This is a genomic window from Paenacidovorax caeni (assembly GCF_001298675.1).
Lineage (GTDB): Bacteria > Pseudomonadota > Gammaproteobacteria > Burkholderiales > Burkholderiaceae_C > Paenacidovorax > Paenacidovorax caeni.
In genome coordinates, this window is sequence record NZ_CYIG01000008.1 from 90,187 (window position 1) to 105,062 (window position 14,876).

General features: G+C 65.6%; 16 protein-coding genes. 10 read left to right on the plus strand and 6 right to left on the minus strand.

All coding sequences use genetic code 11. From position 1 onward, the window contains the following. The first annotated feature begins 118 nt into the window (after nucleotides 1–118). On the plus strand, nucleotides 119–826 hold the full coding sequence (locus BN2503_RS05775; RefSeq protein WP_054255693.1) for an SDR family oxidoreductase: 708 nt from the start codon (nucleotides 119–121) through the stop codon (nucleotides 824–826). Between the two features lie 86 nt (nucleotides 827–912). Here the strand turns inward: BN2503_RS05775 and queC are convergent, their stop codons facing one another. From queC to murB, 3 genes are all read right to left on the minus strand, one after another. Next, a complete protein-coding gene (gene queC, locus BN2503_RS05780) occupies nucleotides 913–1,632 on the minus strand; it encodes a 7-cyano-7-deazaguanine synthase QueC (protein WP_054255694.1) in 720 nt (239 codons plus the stop codon). Further along, the gene (locus BN2503_RS05785; RefSeq protein WP_054255695.1) at nucleotides 1,629–2,294 is read right to left on the minus strand and encodes a 7-cyano-7-deazaguanine/7-aminomethyl-7-deazaguanine transporter; all 666 of its coding nucleotides are present in this window, start codon (nucleotides 2,292–2,294) and stop codon (nucleotides 1,629–1,631) included. Before BN2503_RS05785 ends, queC begins: the two co-directional genes overlap by 4 nt. A gap of 182 nt (nucleotides 2,295–2,476) precedes the next feature. Then, nucleotides 2,477–3,553, minus strand: a complete 1,077-nt coding sequence (gene murB, locus BN2503_RS05790) for a UDP-N-acetylmuramate dehydrogenase (protein WP_054255696.1) — start codon at nucleotides 3,551–3,553, stop codon at nucleotides 2,477–2,479. Between the two features lie 63 nt (nucleotides 3,554–3,616). On the opposite strand from murB, the gene BN2503_RS05795 reads away from it, so the two are divergent. The 3 genes from BN2503_RS05795 to BN2503_RS05805 all read left to right on the plus strand — a co-directional run bounded on the left by BN2503_RS05795 (nucleotide 3,617) and on the right by BN2503_RS05805 (nucleotide 5,888). After that, entirely contained in the window at nucleotides 3,617–4,102 is a 486-nt protein-coding gene (locus BN2503_RS05795; RefSeq protein WP_054255697.1) for a YajQ family cyclic di-GMP-binding protein, read from the plus strand. Between the two features lie 155 nt (nucleotides 4,103–4,257). Then, a complete protein-coding gene (locus BN2503_RS05800; RefSeq protein WP_054255698.1) occupies nucleotides 4,258–4,857 on the plus strand; it encodes a retropepsin-like aspartic protease family protein in 600 nt (199 codons plus the stop codon). An 8-nt stretch (nucleotides 4,858–4,865) separates the two neighbouring features. Continuing rightward, complete coding sequence (locus tag BN2503_RS05805) at nucleotides 4,866–5,888, plus strand: HD-GYP domain-containing protein (protein ID WP_054255699.1); 1,023 nt, start codon at nucleotides 4,866–4,868, stop codon at nucleotides 5,886–5,888. Nucleotides 5,889–6,009: 121 nt separating this feature from the next. On the opposite strand, the gene plsY is transcribed toward BN2503_RS05805, so the two are convergent. The 3 genes from plsY to BN2503_RS05820 all read right to left on the minus strand — a co-directional run bounded on the left by plsY (nucleotide 6,010) and on the right by BN2503_RS05820 (nucleotide 8,575). Beyond that, entirely contained in the window at nucleotides 6,010–6,720 is a 711-nt protein-coding gene (gene plsY, locus BN2503_RS05810; RefSeq protein WP_054255700.1) for a glycerol-3-phosphate 1-O-acyltransferase PlsY, read from the minus strand. 138 nt (nucleotides 6,721–6,858) lie between these two features. Continuing rightward, complete coding sequence (ybaK, locus tag BN2503_RS05815) at nucleotides 6,859–7,371, minus strand: Cys-tRNA(Pro) deacylase (protein ID WP_054255701.1); 513 nt, start codon at nucleotides 7,369–7,371, stop codon at nucleotides 6,859–6,861. Between the two features lie 142 nt (nucleotides 7,372–7,513). Continuing rightward, entirely contained in the window at nucleotides 7,514–8,575 is a 1,062-nt protein-coding gene (locus BN2503_RS05820) for an aldo/keto reductase (RefSeq protein WP_054255702.1), read from the minus strand. Nucleotides 8,576–8,659: 84 nt separating this feature from the next. Between BN2503_RS05820 and BN2503_RS05825 the strand changes: the two genes are divergently transcribed. The 6 genes from BN2503_RS05825 to BN2503_RS05850 form a co-directional block, all read left to right on the plus strand. Beyond that, nucleotides 8,660–9,604 (plus strand): alpha/beta fold hydrolase, encoded by a 945-nt coding sequence (locus BN2503_RS05825; RefSeq protein ID WP_054255703.1) that lies wholly within the window; start codon nucleotides 8,660–8,662, stop codon nucleotides 9,602–9,604. A 207-nt stretch (nucleotides 9,605–9,811) separates the two neighbouring features. After that, nucleotides 9,812–10,192, plus strand: a complete 381-nt coding sequence (locus BN2503_RS05830; RefSeq protein WP_054255704.1) for a single-stranded DNA-binding protein — start codon at nucleotides 9,812–9,814, stop codon at nucleotides 10,190–10,192. A gap of 287 nt (nucleotides 10,193–10,479) precedes the next feature. Further along, nucleotides 10,480–11,799, plus strand: coding sequence for an efflux RND transporter periplasmic adaptor subunit (locus BN2503_RS05835; protein WP_082366507.1), 1,320 nt, complete (start codon nucleotides 10,480–10,482; stop codon nucleotides 11,797–11,799). A 15-nt stretch (nucleotides 11,800–11,814) separates the two neighbouring features. Then, entirely contained in the window at nucleotides 11,815–13,041 is a 1,227-nt protein-coding gene (locus BN2503_RS05840; protein WP_054255705.1) for an ABC transporter permease, read from the plus strand. A gap of 5 nt (nucleotides 13,042–13,046) precedes the next feature. Further along, complete coding sequence (locus BN2503_RS05845; RefSeq protein ID WP_082366508.1) at nucleotides 13,047–13,772, plus strand: ABC transporter ATP-binding protein; 726 nt, start codon at nucleotides 13,047–13,049, stop codon at nucleotides 13,770–13,772. Nucleotides 13,773–13,940: 168 nt separating this feature from the next. Then, a partial coding sequence (locus BN2503_RS05850; RefSeq protein ID WP_054255706.1) for an IS256 family transposase occupies nucleotides 13,941–14,876 on the plus strand: 936 nt, incomplete at its 3' end.

Below are 14,876 nucleotides of genomic sequence, written 5' to 3' on the forward strand. Positions count from 1 at the left end.
GCTCTAGCGCTTACCAGACAAGCGCTGGAAGCTATTAAATTGAAAGCAACCGCCCGGCTTCATCCCCGGGCGGTTTTTTCTTACGGTCACCCCTCCAATCCCTCTCAGGACCCAAGCAATGAGCGAACAACAACGCGTGGCCGTCATCGTGGCCGGGGGCAGCGGCATGGGCGCCGCCGCGGCAAGAAAGTTGCACGAGGCTGGCTTTGCCATCGGCATCCTGTCGTCCTCCGGCAAGGGTGAGGCCCTGGCCCATGCGCTGGGCGGCGTGGGCGTGACCGGCTCCAACCAGAACGTGGCCGACCTGCAAAAGCTCGTCGATGCGGTGGTGCAGCGCTGGGGCCGTATCGACGTGCTGGTCAACGGTGCAGGCCACGGCCCCAAGGGCAAGCTGCTGGAGATCAGCGACGCGGACTGGATCAAGGGCCTGGAGGTCTACTTCCTTAATGTGGTGCGCGCCACGCGCCTCGTCGCCCCCCTCATGCAAAAGCAAGGCGGCGGCGCGATCATCAACATCTCCACCGCATGGGCCTTCGAGCCCTCGGCGTTGTTCCCCACCTCGGCCATGGCGCGCTCGGGCCTGGCCGCGTTCACCAAGATCTTCTGCGACGAATACGCAGCGCACAACATCCGCATGAACAACGTGCTGCCGGGCTGGATCGACAGCCTGCCGCAGAAGGAAGAACGCCGCCAGGCCGTGCCGCTGCAGCGCTACGGCACGGCCGAAGAGATTGGCGCGACCATCGCGTTCCTGGCCTCCGAGAGCGCGGCCTACATCACCGGCCAGAACATCCGCGTGGATGGCGGGCTGATGCGCAGCGTCTGAAAACTTGAAGCCTAATTGGCCTCCAGCGCTTACCCATCAAGCGCTGGCAGCTATCAATTTCTAAGCAACCGCAAGGAAGGCGATGCTCAGGCACCTTGGGCGCTGCGCCCACCGGCCAACGCGTGCCGCCACTGCGCCCAGCCCTTGGCGCGCAGCTCGCACGCCGGGCAGGTGCCGCAGCCATAGCCCCATGCGTGCAGTTGCTCGCGCTGGCCGAGGTAGCAGGTGTGCGACTCGCGCCGGACCAGCTCAACCAGCGCCTCGCCGCCCAGTTCCTGCGCCAGCGCCCAGGTGGCGGCCTTGTCGCACCACATGAGCGGCGTCTCCACCGTCAGGGGCCGATCCACCCCCAGGCTCAGCGCCACCTGCAGCGCCTTGAGCGTGTTGTCGCGGCAGTCGGGGTAGCCGGAATAGTCGGTTTGCGACATGCCACCCACCAGCACGTCCAGCCCGCGCCGGTAGGCCAGCGCCGCCCCCAGCGTGAAGAACAGCAGGTTGCGCCCAGGCACGAAGGTGTTGGGCAGCCCGTCGGCCTGCATGGCAATGGCGACGTCGTCGGTCATGGCACTCGCGCCGAGTTGGCCGAGCACGTCCACATTCAGCAGGTGGTCCTCCCCCAGGTGACCGGGCCACGGCATGCCCAGCAGCCCCTCGCGCAGGCGCGCACGGCAGTCGAGCTCCACGCGGTGGCGCTGGCCGTAGTCAAAGCCCAGCGTCTCCACGTGGGTGTAGTGCGCCAGGGCCCAGGCCAGGCACGTGGCGGAATCCTGTCCTCCAGAAAAGAGGACCAGCGCGCGCCGGCTCATGCCACGGCAGGGGCCGGGGGCGTGCGCATGGTGCGCACGATGGCTGCCAGCATCACGCCATAGGCAGGCACGAACAGCAGCAGGCTGACGCTGAGCTTGATAACGTAGTCGACCGCAGCAATCTCCACCCAATGGGCGGCCATGAATGCATCCGGGCTGTGCCAGAACGCAATGGAGAAGAACGCCGCAGTGTCGAGCGCCTGGCCGAACACGGAAGCCGCCGCCGGGGCCAGCCACCAGGCATTGCTACGCTGGCGGATGCGGTCAAAGACCTGGATGTCCAGCAACTGCCCGAACACATAGGCCGCAAAGCTTGCAAAGGCGATACGGAACACAAAGGTATTGAAGTCACCCAGGGCGCCCCAGCCGTTGAAGTGCCCTTCACGGAACAGCACGCCCACGACATACGACGCCGCCAGCGCCGGCAGCATGGCCCGCGTAATGACGCGCCGCGCGGGCAGCTTGCCGATCAGGCGCACCGTGAGGTCGGTCGCCAGAAAGATGAACGGGAAGCTGAACGCCCCCCAGGTGCTGTGAAAGCCCAGCAGCGTGATGGGCAGTTGCACCAGGTAGTTGCTGGCGATGACGATGGCGATGTGGAACGCCACCAGCAGGGAGAGGAAAAGCGGCACGCGCGATGGCGTGGCCTGGATGGAACGCATGGCAGTCCTTTTTGGTGAATGGGGGCGAGGGAACCCATGGGCGGCAACAGTGCCGGGCGGCGATTGTAGCCAGCTTTAGCTGGCCGCACGGGCATACGCCAGGCTGGCCTCTATAGAAAATCAGGCTGTAACGCTTGCGGCAAAAGCGCCAGAAGCTCTCATTTTGAGAGCGTTTCCCGCACTCACACCACCACCGGCTCGGGTTCGAGCCGAATGCCGAAGCGCTCATACACGCTGGTCTGAATGGCGCGTGCCAGCGTCATCACCTCGCCGCCGGTCACGCTGTCTTCGCGCGTGCCGCGGTTGACCAGCACAAGGGCCTGCTTCTCGTACACCCCCGCGCGGCCAACGGTCTTGCCCTTCCAGCCGCAGGCATCGATGAGCCAGCCCGCCGCCAGCTTGATGCTGCCGTCCGCCATGGGGTAGTGCACGATCTTGGGGTCGCGCGCGATGATGTCCTGGCACTGCTCCGGCGTCACCGTAGGATTCTTGAAGAAGCTGCCGGCATTGCCCAGCACCGCAGGGTCCGGCAGCTTGGCACGGCGGATTTCGCACACCCAGTCAAAAATCTGCTGCGCCGTGGGCTGCTGCACGCCCAGCTCCTGGCGCCGGCGCTCCAGATCCAGGTAGCCCAGCTCGGGGCGCCAGGCCTTGGGCAAGGCCAGACGCACGTGCGTGATGACGGCGCGCCCGGCCAGCCCCATGCCCCGGGGCAGGCCCGCACCCTCGTGTTCGGCCAGGGGGGCGGCGTGCTTGAACACCGAGTCGCGGTAGCCAAAGGCGCACTGCGCGGCGTCGAGCGTGAACGGGCGCCCCGTGGCAAAGTCCACCGCCACCAGCGAGTGGAAACGGTCTTGCAGCTCGACACCGTAGGCGCCAATGTTCTGCACCGGCGCCGCGCCCACGGTGCCAGGGATGAGCGCCAGATTCTCCAGCCCGGGGTAGCCCTGCGCCAGCGTCCAGGCCACGGCGTCGTGCCAGACCTCGCCCGCACCGGCCTCGACGATCCAGGCCTTGTCGGTTTCTTCCAGCAGGCGCAGGCCCTTGATCTCCATCTTCAGCACCACGGGCTTGACGTCACCCGTGAGCACGATGTTGCTGCCGCCGCCAAGCACGAACAACGGCTGGCGCGCCAGACGGTGATCCGCCAGCAAGGCCTGCAGGTCCTGCGCCGAGCGCACACGCACCAGGGTGTGCGCGCGTGCGGCGATGCCAAAGGTGTTGCAGCTTTGTAAGGGGACGTTTTTCTCGACTAACATCGGCTGGATTGTCGCACCCGCCCCTGGCGGGACGTTTGTTCAGAATCCGCCAGGAGTCACGCCATGCCCTCTTTCGATACCGTTTGCGAAGCCAATCTCGTTGAAGTGAAAAATGCCGTGGAGAACACGGCCAAGGAGATCGGTACACGCTTCGACTTCAAGGGAACGTCGGCCGGCATCGAGCTGAAAGACAAGGAAATCACGCTGTTCGGCGACGCCGACTTCCAGCTTCAGCAGGTGGAAGACATCCTGCGCAACAAGCTCACCAAGCGCAGCGTGGACGTGCGCTTCCTCGACGTGCAAAAGCCGCAAAAAATCGGCGGCGATAAGCTCAAGCAGTTGGTCAAGGTGAAGAACGGCATCGAGTCCGAGCTGGCCAAGAAGATTCAAAAGCTGCTCAAAGAAAGCAAGCTCAAGGTGCAAGCCGCCATCCAGGAGGACAAAGTGCGAGTCACCGGTGCCAAGCGCGACGACTTGCAGACGGCGATGGCGCTGATCCGCAAGGAAATCGACGACACCCCGCTGTCGTTCGACAATTTCCGCGATTGACTGTGAAACACGACCCTGGCCGGCCACGCCGCATCCCCCTTCTCTCGCGTTGCTGCGCAACGCGAGAAGGCGCGCAACGCCTGCGCAGCGGGGCGTCCGTTGCGCGGCATCCGCTGGGATGGGGAGCGCCGCTCGGGTCTGCTGTGCTTCTGGCCATGCTTTTTGCGGCGCCGCTGCGGGCGAACGCGCAGGCGGTTGCACTGAGCGGCGTGCTGGGCAGCAAGGCGCTACTGGTGGTCGATGGCAGCGCGCCGCGCGCCGTGGCAGCGGGAGAGGAGCACAAGGGTGTGCAGGTCGTTTCCGTGGGGCGCGAGGAAGCGGTGGTACTGGTGGGCGGAGAGCGCCGCATGCTGCGCCTGGGCGAGTCGCCGGTGAGCCTGCGCAGCGCCGCGACGCGGGTGGTGCTGCAAGCCGATGCACGGGGGCACTTCATCAACCAGGGCCGTATCAATGGCAAAGCCATGCAGTACATGGTGGACACAGGAGCCAGCGCGGTAGCGATCGGCCAGAACGATGCCGACCGCATGGGCATCCGCTACCGCAGCGGCCAACCGGTACAGATGCAGACCGCCAACGGCGTGGCCCAGGGTTGGCGGCTGCGGCTCGATTCGGTGCACATTGGCGATGTAGAGCTGCGTGGTGTCGATGCCATCGTCACCCAGCAACCCATGCCCTTGGTGCTGCTGGGTAACAGCGTGCTGACGCAGTTCAACATGACCCGCAGCGGCAACGAGATGGTGCTGGAAAAGCGCTGAGGCCCACCATGCACCCGCAATCGCGCGACCACACCTCGCCCGCCGACGACCAGTACGAAGACCTGCTGGGCCTGTGGTCCGACCTGGAGTCAGCGCTGTCGGTGGTGCTGGCGCGCCCGCTGCAGGTGCAGGAGTTCTCCGCCAAGGTGCAGCAGATCGACCGCTGGCTGCAAGACTTGGTCGCGCACGACATCGACGCCGCGCTGTACCTGATGTTCCAGCTCGCCACCACCTCGACGGTGGGCTACAGCGCCTCGCACGCGCTGGTGTGCGGCACGCTGTGCCACATCCTGGCGCAGGAGCTGCACCTGCCGCAGCGCGAGCGCGACAGCCTGGTGCGCGCCGCGCTGACCATGAATATCGCAATGACGGCGCTGCAGGACGTGCTGGCCGAGCAGCGCGAACGCCCCAGCACGGCGCAGCAGGAAGCCATCCGCAACCACCCGCACGAAAGCCAGGCACTGCTCACACGCCTGTTCATCAAGGACAGCCTGTGGCTCGACGTAGTGGGCCAGCACCATGCCGCGCTGCCCGAGCGCGTGCCGCTGGCACAGCAGCCAGCCAAGGACCGGCTCACGCGCATCCTCGGCACCATCGACCGCTACGCAGCCATGATCAGCCCGCGCAAATCGCGCGCTGGGCGCAGTGCCACCGATTCGGTACGCGCCATCGTGGGCCAGGAGGATGCGCTGCGCGACGAAGTGAGCTACACGCTGGTGCGCGCCGTCGGACTGTGCCCACCGGGCACCTTCGTGCGCCTGGACAATGGCGACATTGCCGTGGTACTGCGGCGCAGCGAGAAGGCCAACCACCCGCTGGTGGCCAGCATCATCGACGCGCGCGGCGAGCCCCGGCACGAGCCCCGGCTACACCAGACCGCCGTGAGCAAGCCGCGCGTGCAGTCAGCCCTGGCACGCTCCGCCGTGACGGTGGAGCTGAACCACCGCACCATGGTGCGCCTGGGCCTGTACGCCGCACAGCACAGCCAAGAGCTGCGCAGCATGGTCACGGTGCCCGGCGCGCTGCACTAGGCACTGCGCCAAGCGGCGTGCAGCGGCGCCACCGGGCATAAAACTTCTTTTTTGATAGCTGCTAGCGCTTGCCCCATAAGGGCTGAAGCCACTTTTTATACCCCAACCCTGCAACCACCTCTCAGCGGGGGTTCTTGGGGTGGCGCCGGGCGTGCTTGGCCGGCTTCGGTGGATGCGCTGGCGCGGCCCCGGCGCCAGCTTCTGGGGCCTTCTTCTTGCCCAGCTTGGACTCGGTGCCTGCCAGCAGACGCTGGATGTTCTCCTTATGCCGCCACCCCAAAAGTGCCGCCATGACCGCCATGGCCACGGCAATCGGCGACTCTGCGTACCACAACGTACCGCCGCCCAGCAGGTAGATGACCGGCGCGCACACCGCCGCCACCAGCGAAGCCAACGACGAATACCGGAACACCACGGCCACGAACAACCACACCAGCCCCGCCGCCAGGCCCAGCCAGGCGCTGAAGCCCAGCAACACGCCCAACGCCGTCGCCACACCCTTGCCGCCCACGAAGCGGAAGAACACCGGCCACAGGTGGCCCAGGAAAGCCGCCAGCCCTACCAGCGCGGCCGTGCCCTCCTCCAGCCCGTAGGGCTTACCGAACCACAACACCAGCGCCACAGGCAGCCAGCCCTTCACGGCGTCCAGCAGCAGGGTGACGGCAGCGGCGGCCTTGGAGCCCGAACGCAGCACATTGGTGGCACCGGGGTTCTTGCTGCCGTAGGTGCGTGGATCGGACAGACCCATGGCCCGGCTCACGATCACAGCGAACGACAGGGAACCAAGCAGATAAGCGGCGACAGTCGCCAGGGCGGAATAGGCAAAGGACACGAGATGGCTCTCTCGAAAACGGGCGGGTTGGAAGGGGAATGAAGCCGCTCAGGGTGCAGCGCCGCCGTGGAGCGCGCCCACGCTTGCGGCGCGTCATTTTGCCATCCGCCGCGCGCCTGCCTACACGATCAGGCGGGCCTAGCCGCGCCCCAGGACCTCATCGCTCAGTGCGCACTGCACAGGCAGCGCGCCCAGCAGTTGCACGCACACCTGCGGGTCAATCTGAACCAGAAAGCCACGCCGCCCTCCGTTGATAGCGATACGCGGAAGTTGCAGGATGCTTTCTTCGATGAACACCGGCATCGCCTTGCGCGTGCCGAAGGGCGAGGTGCCGCCCACCAGGTAGCCACTGTGCCGGCTGGCCACCTCGGGCTTGCACGGCTCCACGCTCTTGGCGCCGATCTGGCGCGCCAGGCTCTTGGTGGAGACCTTGCAGTCGCCGTGCATAAGGACGATCAGCGGCTTGGCGTCCTGGTCCTGCATCACCAGCGTCTTGACCACCGTGTGCTCGTCCAGCCCCAGCTGGCGCGCTGATTCGGCCGTACCGCCATGCTCCACGTAGTCGTAGGGGTGCTCGGTGAATGCCACCTGGTGCTGGCGCAGCATCTGGGTGGCGGGGGTTTCGCTGACATGGGCGTTTTTCTTGCGCATAACCTCAGTTTCTTCTTGTTTTGCAGTCAATTTTTATGGAACCACTCGCACATTACACGCCTTCGCCAGCAGCGGACGCCCAGCCTGGGCGCGGACCACTGCAGCGGCCCGGCGGGAATGCGAGGGCGGCTCGCAACCTGCGCTATTGCGCCGGATCGCGCAGTTCCCAGCGGATCGCGTCGATTTCCGCCAGGAGCTCAGGCGAGAGCTGCGTACCCCAGGCGTCGAGGTTTTCGTCGAGCTGCGCGAGCGAGCGCACGCCAATGATGGTGCTGGCCACGCGCCAGTTGCAGTAGCAGAAAGCCAGCGCCATCTGCACCGGCGTCAGGCCATGAGCGCGCGCGAGCTGGTTGTAGCGGCGCGCCGCTGCCAGTGCCTCGGGCCGGCCCCAGCGCTGCTGGCGTACCGACGCATAGCGCGCAATGCGCCCATCCTGCGGCGCGCCGGGGTCGGTGGGGGCATGCTGGTCATACTTTCCCGTCAGCAGGCTGTAGCCCAGCGGCGAGTAGGCCAGCAGCGAGACATTCAGGCGGTGGCAGGTTTCGTCCAGCGCGTTCTCCCAGCTGCGGTTGAGCAGGCAGTACGGGTTCTGCACCGAGGCCACACGTGGTAACCCATGCTGCTCCGCCAGGCGCACGAACTCGTGCACGCCATAGGGCGTCTCGTTGGACAAGCCCACATAGCGCACCTTGCCCGCGCGTACCAGCCGCGCCAGTGTGTCGAGCTGCTCATGAATCGGTGTTTGCGACGCCTCCTTGGCAGGGTCGTAGTACAGCTGGCCAAACATCGGCACATGGCGTTCGGGCCAATGGATCTGGTAGAGATCAATCACGTCGGTCTGCAGCCGGCGCAGGCTGGCCTCGCAGGAGCCCACGATGTCGTCCGGTGTCAAACCCTTGCCTTCGCGGATCCAGGGCATGCCGCGCGATGGGCCTGCCACCTTGCTCGCCAGCACCACGCGCTGGCGTACGCCCGGCCGGCTGGCGAACCAGCGTCCCAGAATGGTCTCGGTGGCGCCATAGGTTTCGGCACGCGGTGGCACGGCGTACATCTCGGCCGTGTCGAGAAAGTTCACCCCGCGCGCCAGGGCGCGGTCGAGGATGGCATGGGCCTGGGCCTCCTCCACCTGCTCGCCAAAGGTCATGGTGCCCAGACAAATGGGTGACACGCGCAGCGCGCTCTGCCCCAGAAAAATGCTGTTCATACGTATGATCTCCTGCCAGCAGTGTACGGACTCCCTCCGACGCCTGCAGACATAAGCAAACACCCCCTGCACGACCACGCGCCCATGTACAAGCCGCAACGCCCTAGCCGCTCCGAAACCCTGCACATCCGTGGACTCGACTACCACGTCCGTGTGTGGGGGCAGCCCCAACCCGGCCAAGCCCCGCTGGTGCTGCTGCATGGCTGGATGGACACTGGCGCCTCCTACCAATTCATGGCCGATGCATTCAGCGACGCCTTTGCCACACAGCGCCTGATCGTCGCACCAGACTGGCGCGGCTTCGGCCACACAACCCTGCCCTGGCCCTGCGACAGCTTCCACTTCGCCGACTATCTGGCCGACCTCGACCTGCTGCTGGACCACTACGCCGACACCCAACCCGTCGATCTGGTGGGCCACAGCATGGGCGGCAATATCGCCATGGTCTACGCGGGCGCCCAGCCCGCCCGCGTGCGCAGCCTGGTCAACCTGGAAGGCTTCGGTCTGCCCGCCACCACGCCCAACGATGCGCCGAAACGCCTGGCGCAATGGCTGCGTGAACTGCGCCAGCACCGCGAAGGCGCGATGGCACTGAAGGACTACGACAATGCCGACGGCGTCGCCCAGCGGCTGACCAAGACCAACCCGCGCTTGCCCGCTGACAAGGCAGCTTGGCTGGCACGGCACTGGGCATGCCAGGGCAGCAACGGCCGCTGGGCCATCATGGGCCACGCCGCGCACAAGGTCGTCAACCCCCAGCTCTACCGGGTGGAAGAAGCCAACGCGCTCTACGCAGCGATCACTGCGCCCGTACTGAGCGTGCAAGCCAGTGACGACAGCTTGGCCGGGTGGTGGAAAGGCCAATACAGCCTGGCGGAATACCACCAGCGCTTGACCCACGTCCGCCGCTACAGCACCGCCACCGTGCAAGACGCAGGCCACATGCTGCACCACGACCAGCCGCATGCGGTGGCGCAGTTGATCGAGCGTTTTGTCTTGAGTTGCCCCGGTTCCAGCGAGGCCGGTTAACGCAAGGCAGCCGCCATCTTGGCCAACGCTCGGCCAACTGCACCGCAGGGTGATGACAACCATCGCCCTTCTACTCTGCCGCGCAGATACTAGGGGCTCTTGGCTTGTCGATCGAGGCGCTGGAGGCAGGTATCCACCACATGGAGCAGCCAGGGTTCTGCGGTGGCCTGCACACCACCCCGGTGCACCGGATACAGTCAGGCCACCATGATTGATGCCCTGATAGCTGGAAAACTCCATAGCCACCCCGAGCAACGCACGGGAAAGAACGGTCAACCCTATGCCACGGCCAAGGTACGTGCCACGGGTGGCGATGGCGAAAGCCTGTTCGTGAACGTGATTGCCTTCGAGACCCACACGGTGACGGCACTGCTGGCGCTCGGTGCGGGTGACAGCATCGCCCTGGCCGGCAGCATCACGCCGAAGGTATGGACAGACCGCGAAGGCCAGCCCCGCCCGGCGCTGGACATGGTGGCGCACCAGGTGCTGACGACTTACCACGTCACGCGCAAGCGCCGCACAGTTCAAGCCCCTCACCACGGCAATGAGAGACCGGGGCTGGATGATGGTGAGCCGCTCGACTTCTGACCCCGCAGAATTCGTCCCAGGCGTTGTGGATTTTTTTCATCGCCTGATGGGTGCGATGAATCCTCCGCAGGGTATACGCCACAAAAGGGAGCAATCTACCCTGACCTGGTAAAGGCCAAACCCTGTTTTATGCAAGCCCCTCTACTGGGACATGCTTTGCAGCGGGCGGAGAAAGCCACAGCAGGCCGCCCGCCCCGCGCGCCCCGCACCCAGACGCAGACCTGGATGACAATCGACTAAGCAGTTGCTGCAACCCGCCCTTGTTTCACTTCTTCGCCACCGCGTCCATGGCCCTCCCGTTCCGCTCACAGCCCCTGCCCAAACTGCGCCGCTGGGGTATTCCCCTGGCCTTCCTGGCGGTGGCCTTGGCTGTTGCCGTCGCGTGGTGGTCGGCACGCAGCATTGCCGTCCCCGCCGTGGCCGCGCAAACGCAACCCCTGCTGCGCACACTGCAGGTCACTGCACGGGTGGCCACCCTGTCCCGGGTCGAGGTAGGGGCCACCCTCACCGGACGGGTGCAGTCGGTTCTGGTACGCGAAGGCGACACCGTACGCGCTGGCGCGCCCCTGGTCGAACTGGAGACAGATGAGCTGCGCGCAGCCTGGCTGCAGGCCGTGGCCAACGAGCAGCAAGCCAAGGCCCGTCTGCAAGGCCTGCGCACCACGGGCCGCGTGACAGCGAAGGCCGGCGTGGCCCAGGCCGACGCCAGCGTGCTTGCCGCGCAGGCAGAACTGCGCCGCGGGCACCAGTTGGTTGCCCAAGGCTTCATCAGTGCCTCGCGACTGGACGAATTGCAGCGCGCTGTGGACGTGGCACTGGCGCAGCAGCGCAACGCCAATGCCCAGCGCCAGGCCAATGCAGACACGGGAACCGATCTGGCCCAAGCCCAGGCCCAACTGGCGGTGGCCCGCGCTAGCACGCAGGCTGCCGCTGCGCGGCTGGCACAAGCCACCGTGCGCGCGCCCACCGATGCCACGGTCCTGTTGCGCACCGTGGAACCCGGGCAGATCGTGCAGCCAGGCAAGGCACTGCTGCAGCTGGCGCTGGCGGGCCCGACCCAGCTGGTGGCCCAACTGGATGAGCGCTTTCTGGAACAGCTTGAGGTAGGGCAAAGGGCCACTGTGATTGCGGATGCCTTTCCAAACCAGCGGTTGCAGGCGCGGGTGCTGTCCATGGCCCCCGGTGTGGATGCGCAACGCGGCTCCATCGAGGTCAAGCTGGCCCTGCAGGCGGCCCCGCCAACCTTCCTGCGCGAAGACATGACGCTGTCGGTCGAGATAGAGACAGGCCGTCGTCCCCAGGCCCTGGCGCTGCCTCTGAGTGCGCTGCGTCACATCGACGGCGATACCGCCACGGTCTACATCGCCCAAGACGGCCGCGCCCAAGCCCAGAGCGTACGCCTGGGCCTGCGCAACCTGGTCGCCGCCGAGATCACGCAAGGCCTGGCTGCCGACGCGTTGGTTCTGCTGGGCCCCCGCGTGCGGCCAGGCATGCGCGTTCGGCCCCAGGCGCAGCCGTGGCATGACGACAGCACAAGCTCTCCGACACGCGCAGGTGGCCGCGACAGTGACGCCGGAGCCGCACTCACCCACGCGGTGGGGCGTTAAAAGAGGTAGTACACCATGGCGCTCACCCTGGGATTTGAGTGGCGGGTGGCCCTGCGCTTTCTGCGCGAAGGGCGTATGCAGACGGCCCTCATCATCATTGGCGTCGCTGCAGGCGTGGCCGTCGTGGCGTACATCTCGGCGCTGATCAACGGACTGCAGAGCAACACCATCACCAAAACCCTGGGGGCCCAGTCGCACCTGAGTGTGCGAGCACCCGATGACACGGTGCTGAGCGCCCGGGCGCCGGACGCGCAGACGCGCGTGCTGGCAGAAGCCCAGCCCCGCGCCCAACGCCTGCGCTCCGTCGCCAATTGGCAGGCGCTAATGCCCGTACTGGAGCAGCTGCCGGAGGTCACCGCAGTCTCGCCCATGGTGTCGGGCAGCGGCTTGGCGTTGCGGGGGGAAGCCGCCCAGGCCATGGCGCTAATGGGGGTGGACCTGGACCGCTACGACCGCATCATCGACTTGCGTGCCAAGGTCGTCAGCGGCACCGCGCGACTAGGTCCTGGCGAAGCCATCATTGGCCGCGAACTGGCGGCCGACCTGGGCGTGCGACCGGGCGACCGGTTTACCCTGCAAACGGGCAGCCGCAGCGATGCGGTGCGCGTCACGGCCCTGGTGGATCTGGGCGTCAAAGACCTGAACCGCCGCACGGTCATCGTGCCACTGCGGGCAGCGCAAAACCTGCTGGCCCTACCTGGTGGCGCCACGCTGCTCGACCTGACCGTGCGCGACGTATGGCAGGCCCAACGACTGGCAAGCGAGCTGGCACAGCGCTACCCCTACAAAGTCGAAAGCTGGCAGGACAACAATGCACAACTGGTCTCGGCACTGAACGCCCAAACCATCAGCACCACCATCATCCGCACTGTGGTGCTGGTCGTGGTCGTGCTCGGCATCTCCAGCGTTTTGGTGGTGTCGGTGGTGCAAAAGCGGCGGGAAATCGGCATCCTGCGCGCCATGGGAGCCACGCGCGGGCAAATGCTGCGCGTTTTCCTTCTGCAAGGCGCCATCGTGGGGGCCATTGGGTCTGCCCTGGGACTGCTACTGGCGGTCATATTGATCGCTGCGTTCACCACCCTGGTACGGGGCTCAGACGGTCTACCACTGTTCGCCATTACCCTGGCCCCCTGGACCGCTCTGCAAACTGCCGTCATCGCCACAGTGTGTGGCGTGCTGGCAGGTGTCGCACCCGCACGGCGCGCCGCGGCCATGGACCCCGCCCAGGCCATCCGCCTCTAACAGCCATGCCCATGCCTTCGCCAGCTTCATCCCATGATCTGCTCGTCCTGCAGGCAGCGCGCAAAAGCTACAACCCCGGGTTGCCCAGCGAGGTCGAAGTTCTGCATGGCGTGGACTTACGCGCCGCCCACGACGAGTTCATGGCGCTGATTGGCCCTTCCGGCTCAGGGAAAAGCACCCTGCTGAACGTCCTGGGCCTGCTAGAGCCGCTCAGCAGCGGCCGCTATCTGTTGCAAGGCGAAGCCGTACAAGATCTCGACGACACGGCGTTGACGCTGCTGCGCCGACAGACGCTAGGCTTTGTGTTCCAGTTTCACCATCTGCTGCCCGCATTCTCCGCCTTGGAAAACGTCACCTTGCCGGCCCTGATGGGTGAAGGCAAAGTAAGCACTGCACAACGCGAGCATGCGCGCAGCTTGCTGGATGCCGTCGGATTGGCCCACGCCATGGACAAACGACCGAACGAGTTGTCAGGAGGGATGCAGCAGCGCGTCGCCATCGCCCGGGCACTGGTAATGTCGCCCCCACTGGTGCTGGCCGATGAACCCACAGGCAACCTCGATACCGCCTCGTCCGACGACGTCTTTGCCCTGATGCGCCGCATCCATTCAGAGCGTGGCACCGCATTCATCATCGTGACCCACGACCCGCGCTTGGCCCAGCGCTGTGACCGGGTGGTCGAGCTGGTGGATGGGCAGATTGCACGCGACATGGCACAAGCACCAGAGTGAGAGTGCGCAGAATTTTGTGTAAACGCGACATCATCACGAACATCAAAGCCCTGCCCAATTCAAAAAAAGGGAGCTTCGGGGTATTCGACTTCTTGCCACGAGGGTGTGCAGAATTTTGTGTAAACGGACAATCCACCGCCGGCGCGAGCCGGCCTGTCCGTAAGCACAATGAGCACCAAGAAACACGACGTACCCGAAGAACTGCTGTCTGGCCTGCTGGCTAACTACAAGAAGCCTGAAGACCTCATCGGCGAGAACGGCCTGCTCAAGCAACTGACCAAGCTGCTGGTCGAGCGAGCTTTGGACGCAGAACTGACCGAACACCTGGGCCATGAACGCAACGAGGCGGTGGCCAACCCCGCTGGCAACACCCGCAACGGCAAGAGCAAGAAGACCCTCAAGGGCGATTTCGGCGAGTTGCCCATTGAGGTGCCCCGCGACCGCCATGGCAGCTTCGAGCCCCAGCTCATCCCCAAGCACCAGACCCGCTGGGCCGGCTTCGACGACAAAATCATCTCGCTGTACGCCCGTGGCATGACGGTGCGCGAGATACAGGCCCACCTCGAAGAGATGTACGGCACCGAGGTCTCACCCAGCCTGATTTCCTCGGTGACCGATGCCGTGGCCGACGAGGTCAAGGCCTGGCAGGCCCGGCCGCTGGAGCCGATTTACCCCATCGTCTATCTGGACTGCATCCACGTGAAGGTGCGCGAGGGCGCGGTGCGGGTCAAGGCGGTGTACCTGGCCATCGGCATCACCATGACGGGCGAGAAGGAGGTGCTGGGTCTGTGGCTGGCGCAGACCGAGGGTGCCAAGTTCTGGCTGCAGGTTGTGACCGAACTGCGCAACCGGGGCGTGCAGGACATCTTCATCGCCTGCGTCGATGGGCTCAAGGGCTTTCCTGACGCGATTGAGGCGGTATTCCCCAAGGCGGTGGTGCAGTTATGCATCGTTCACATGGTGCGCCACAGCCTGAACTACGTCTCATGGAAGCGCCGCAAAGAGGTGGCTGCCGACCTGCGCCGCATCTACACGGCCGCCACCGCCGAAGAGGCCGAGCTGATGCTCGGTGAATTCGAGGACCGCTGGGATGCCGAGTACCTG

What these genes read in the sequence shown, in the direction of transcription:
- queC (WP_054255694.1), bottom strand. Translation starts at nt 1,632, where the DNA reads ATGAGCCGGCGCGCGCTGGTCCTCTTTTCTGGAGGACAGGATTCCGCC.
- BN2503_RS05845 (WP_082366508.1), top strand. Translation starts at nt 13,047, where the DNA reads ATGCCCATGCCTTCGCCAGCTTCATCCCATGATCTGCTCGTCCTGCAG.
- BN2503_RS05830 (WP_054255704.1), top strand. Translation starts at nt 9,812, where the DNA reads ATGATTGATGCCCTGATAGCTGGAAAACTCCATAGCCACCCCGAGCAA.
- BN2503_RS05805 (WP_054255699.1), top strand. Translation starts at nt 4,866, where the DNA reads ATGCACCCGCAATCGCGCGACCACACCTCGCCCGCCGACGACCAGTAC.
- BN2503_RS05800 (WP_054255698.1), top strand. Translation starts at nt 4,258, where the DNA reads ATGCTTTTTGCGGCGCCGCTGCGGGCGAACGCGCAGGCGGTTGCACTG.
- BN2503_RS05775 (WP_054255693.1), top strand. Translation starts at nt 119, where the DNA reads ATGAGCGAACAACAACGCGTGGCCGTCATCGTGGCCGGGGGCAGCGGC.
- ybaK (WP_054255701.1), bottom strand. Translation starts at nt 7,371, where the DNA reads ATGCGCAAGAAAAACGCCCATGTCAGCGAAACCCCCGCCACCCAGATG.
- murB (WP_054255696.1), bottom strand. Translation starts at nt 3,553, where the DNA reads ATGTTAGTCGAGAAAAACGTCCCCTTACAAAGCTGCAACACCTTTGGC.
- BN2503_RS05820 (WP_054255702.1), bottom strand. Translation starts at nt 8,575, where the DNA reads ATGAACAGCATTTTTCTGGGGCAGAGCGCGCTGCGCGTGTCACCCATT.
- BN2503_RS05840 (WP_054255705.1), top strand. Translation starts at nt 11,815, where the DNA reads ATGGCGCTCACCCTGGGATTTGAGTGGCGGGTGGCCCTGCGCTTTCTG.
- BN2503_RS05825 (WP_054255703.1), top strand. Translation starts at nt 8,660, where the DNA reads ATGTACAAGCCGCAACGCCCTAGCCGCTCCGAAACCCTGCACATCCGT.
- BN2503_RS05835 (WP_082366507.1), top strand. Translation starts at nt 10,480, where the DNA reads ATGGCCCTCCCGTTCCGCTCACAGCCCCTGCCCAAACTGCGCCGCTGG.
- BN2503_RS05795 (WP_054255697.1), top strand. Translation starts at nt 3,617, where the DNA reads ATGCCCTCTTTCGATACCGTTTGCGAAGCCAATCTCGTTGAAGTGAAA.
- BN2503_RS05785 (WP_054255695.1), bottom strand. Translation starts at nt 2,294, where the DNA reads ATGCGTTCCATCCAGGCCACGCCATCGCGCGTGCCGCTTTTCCTCTCC.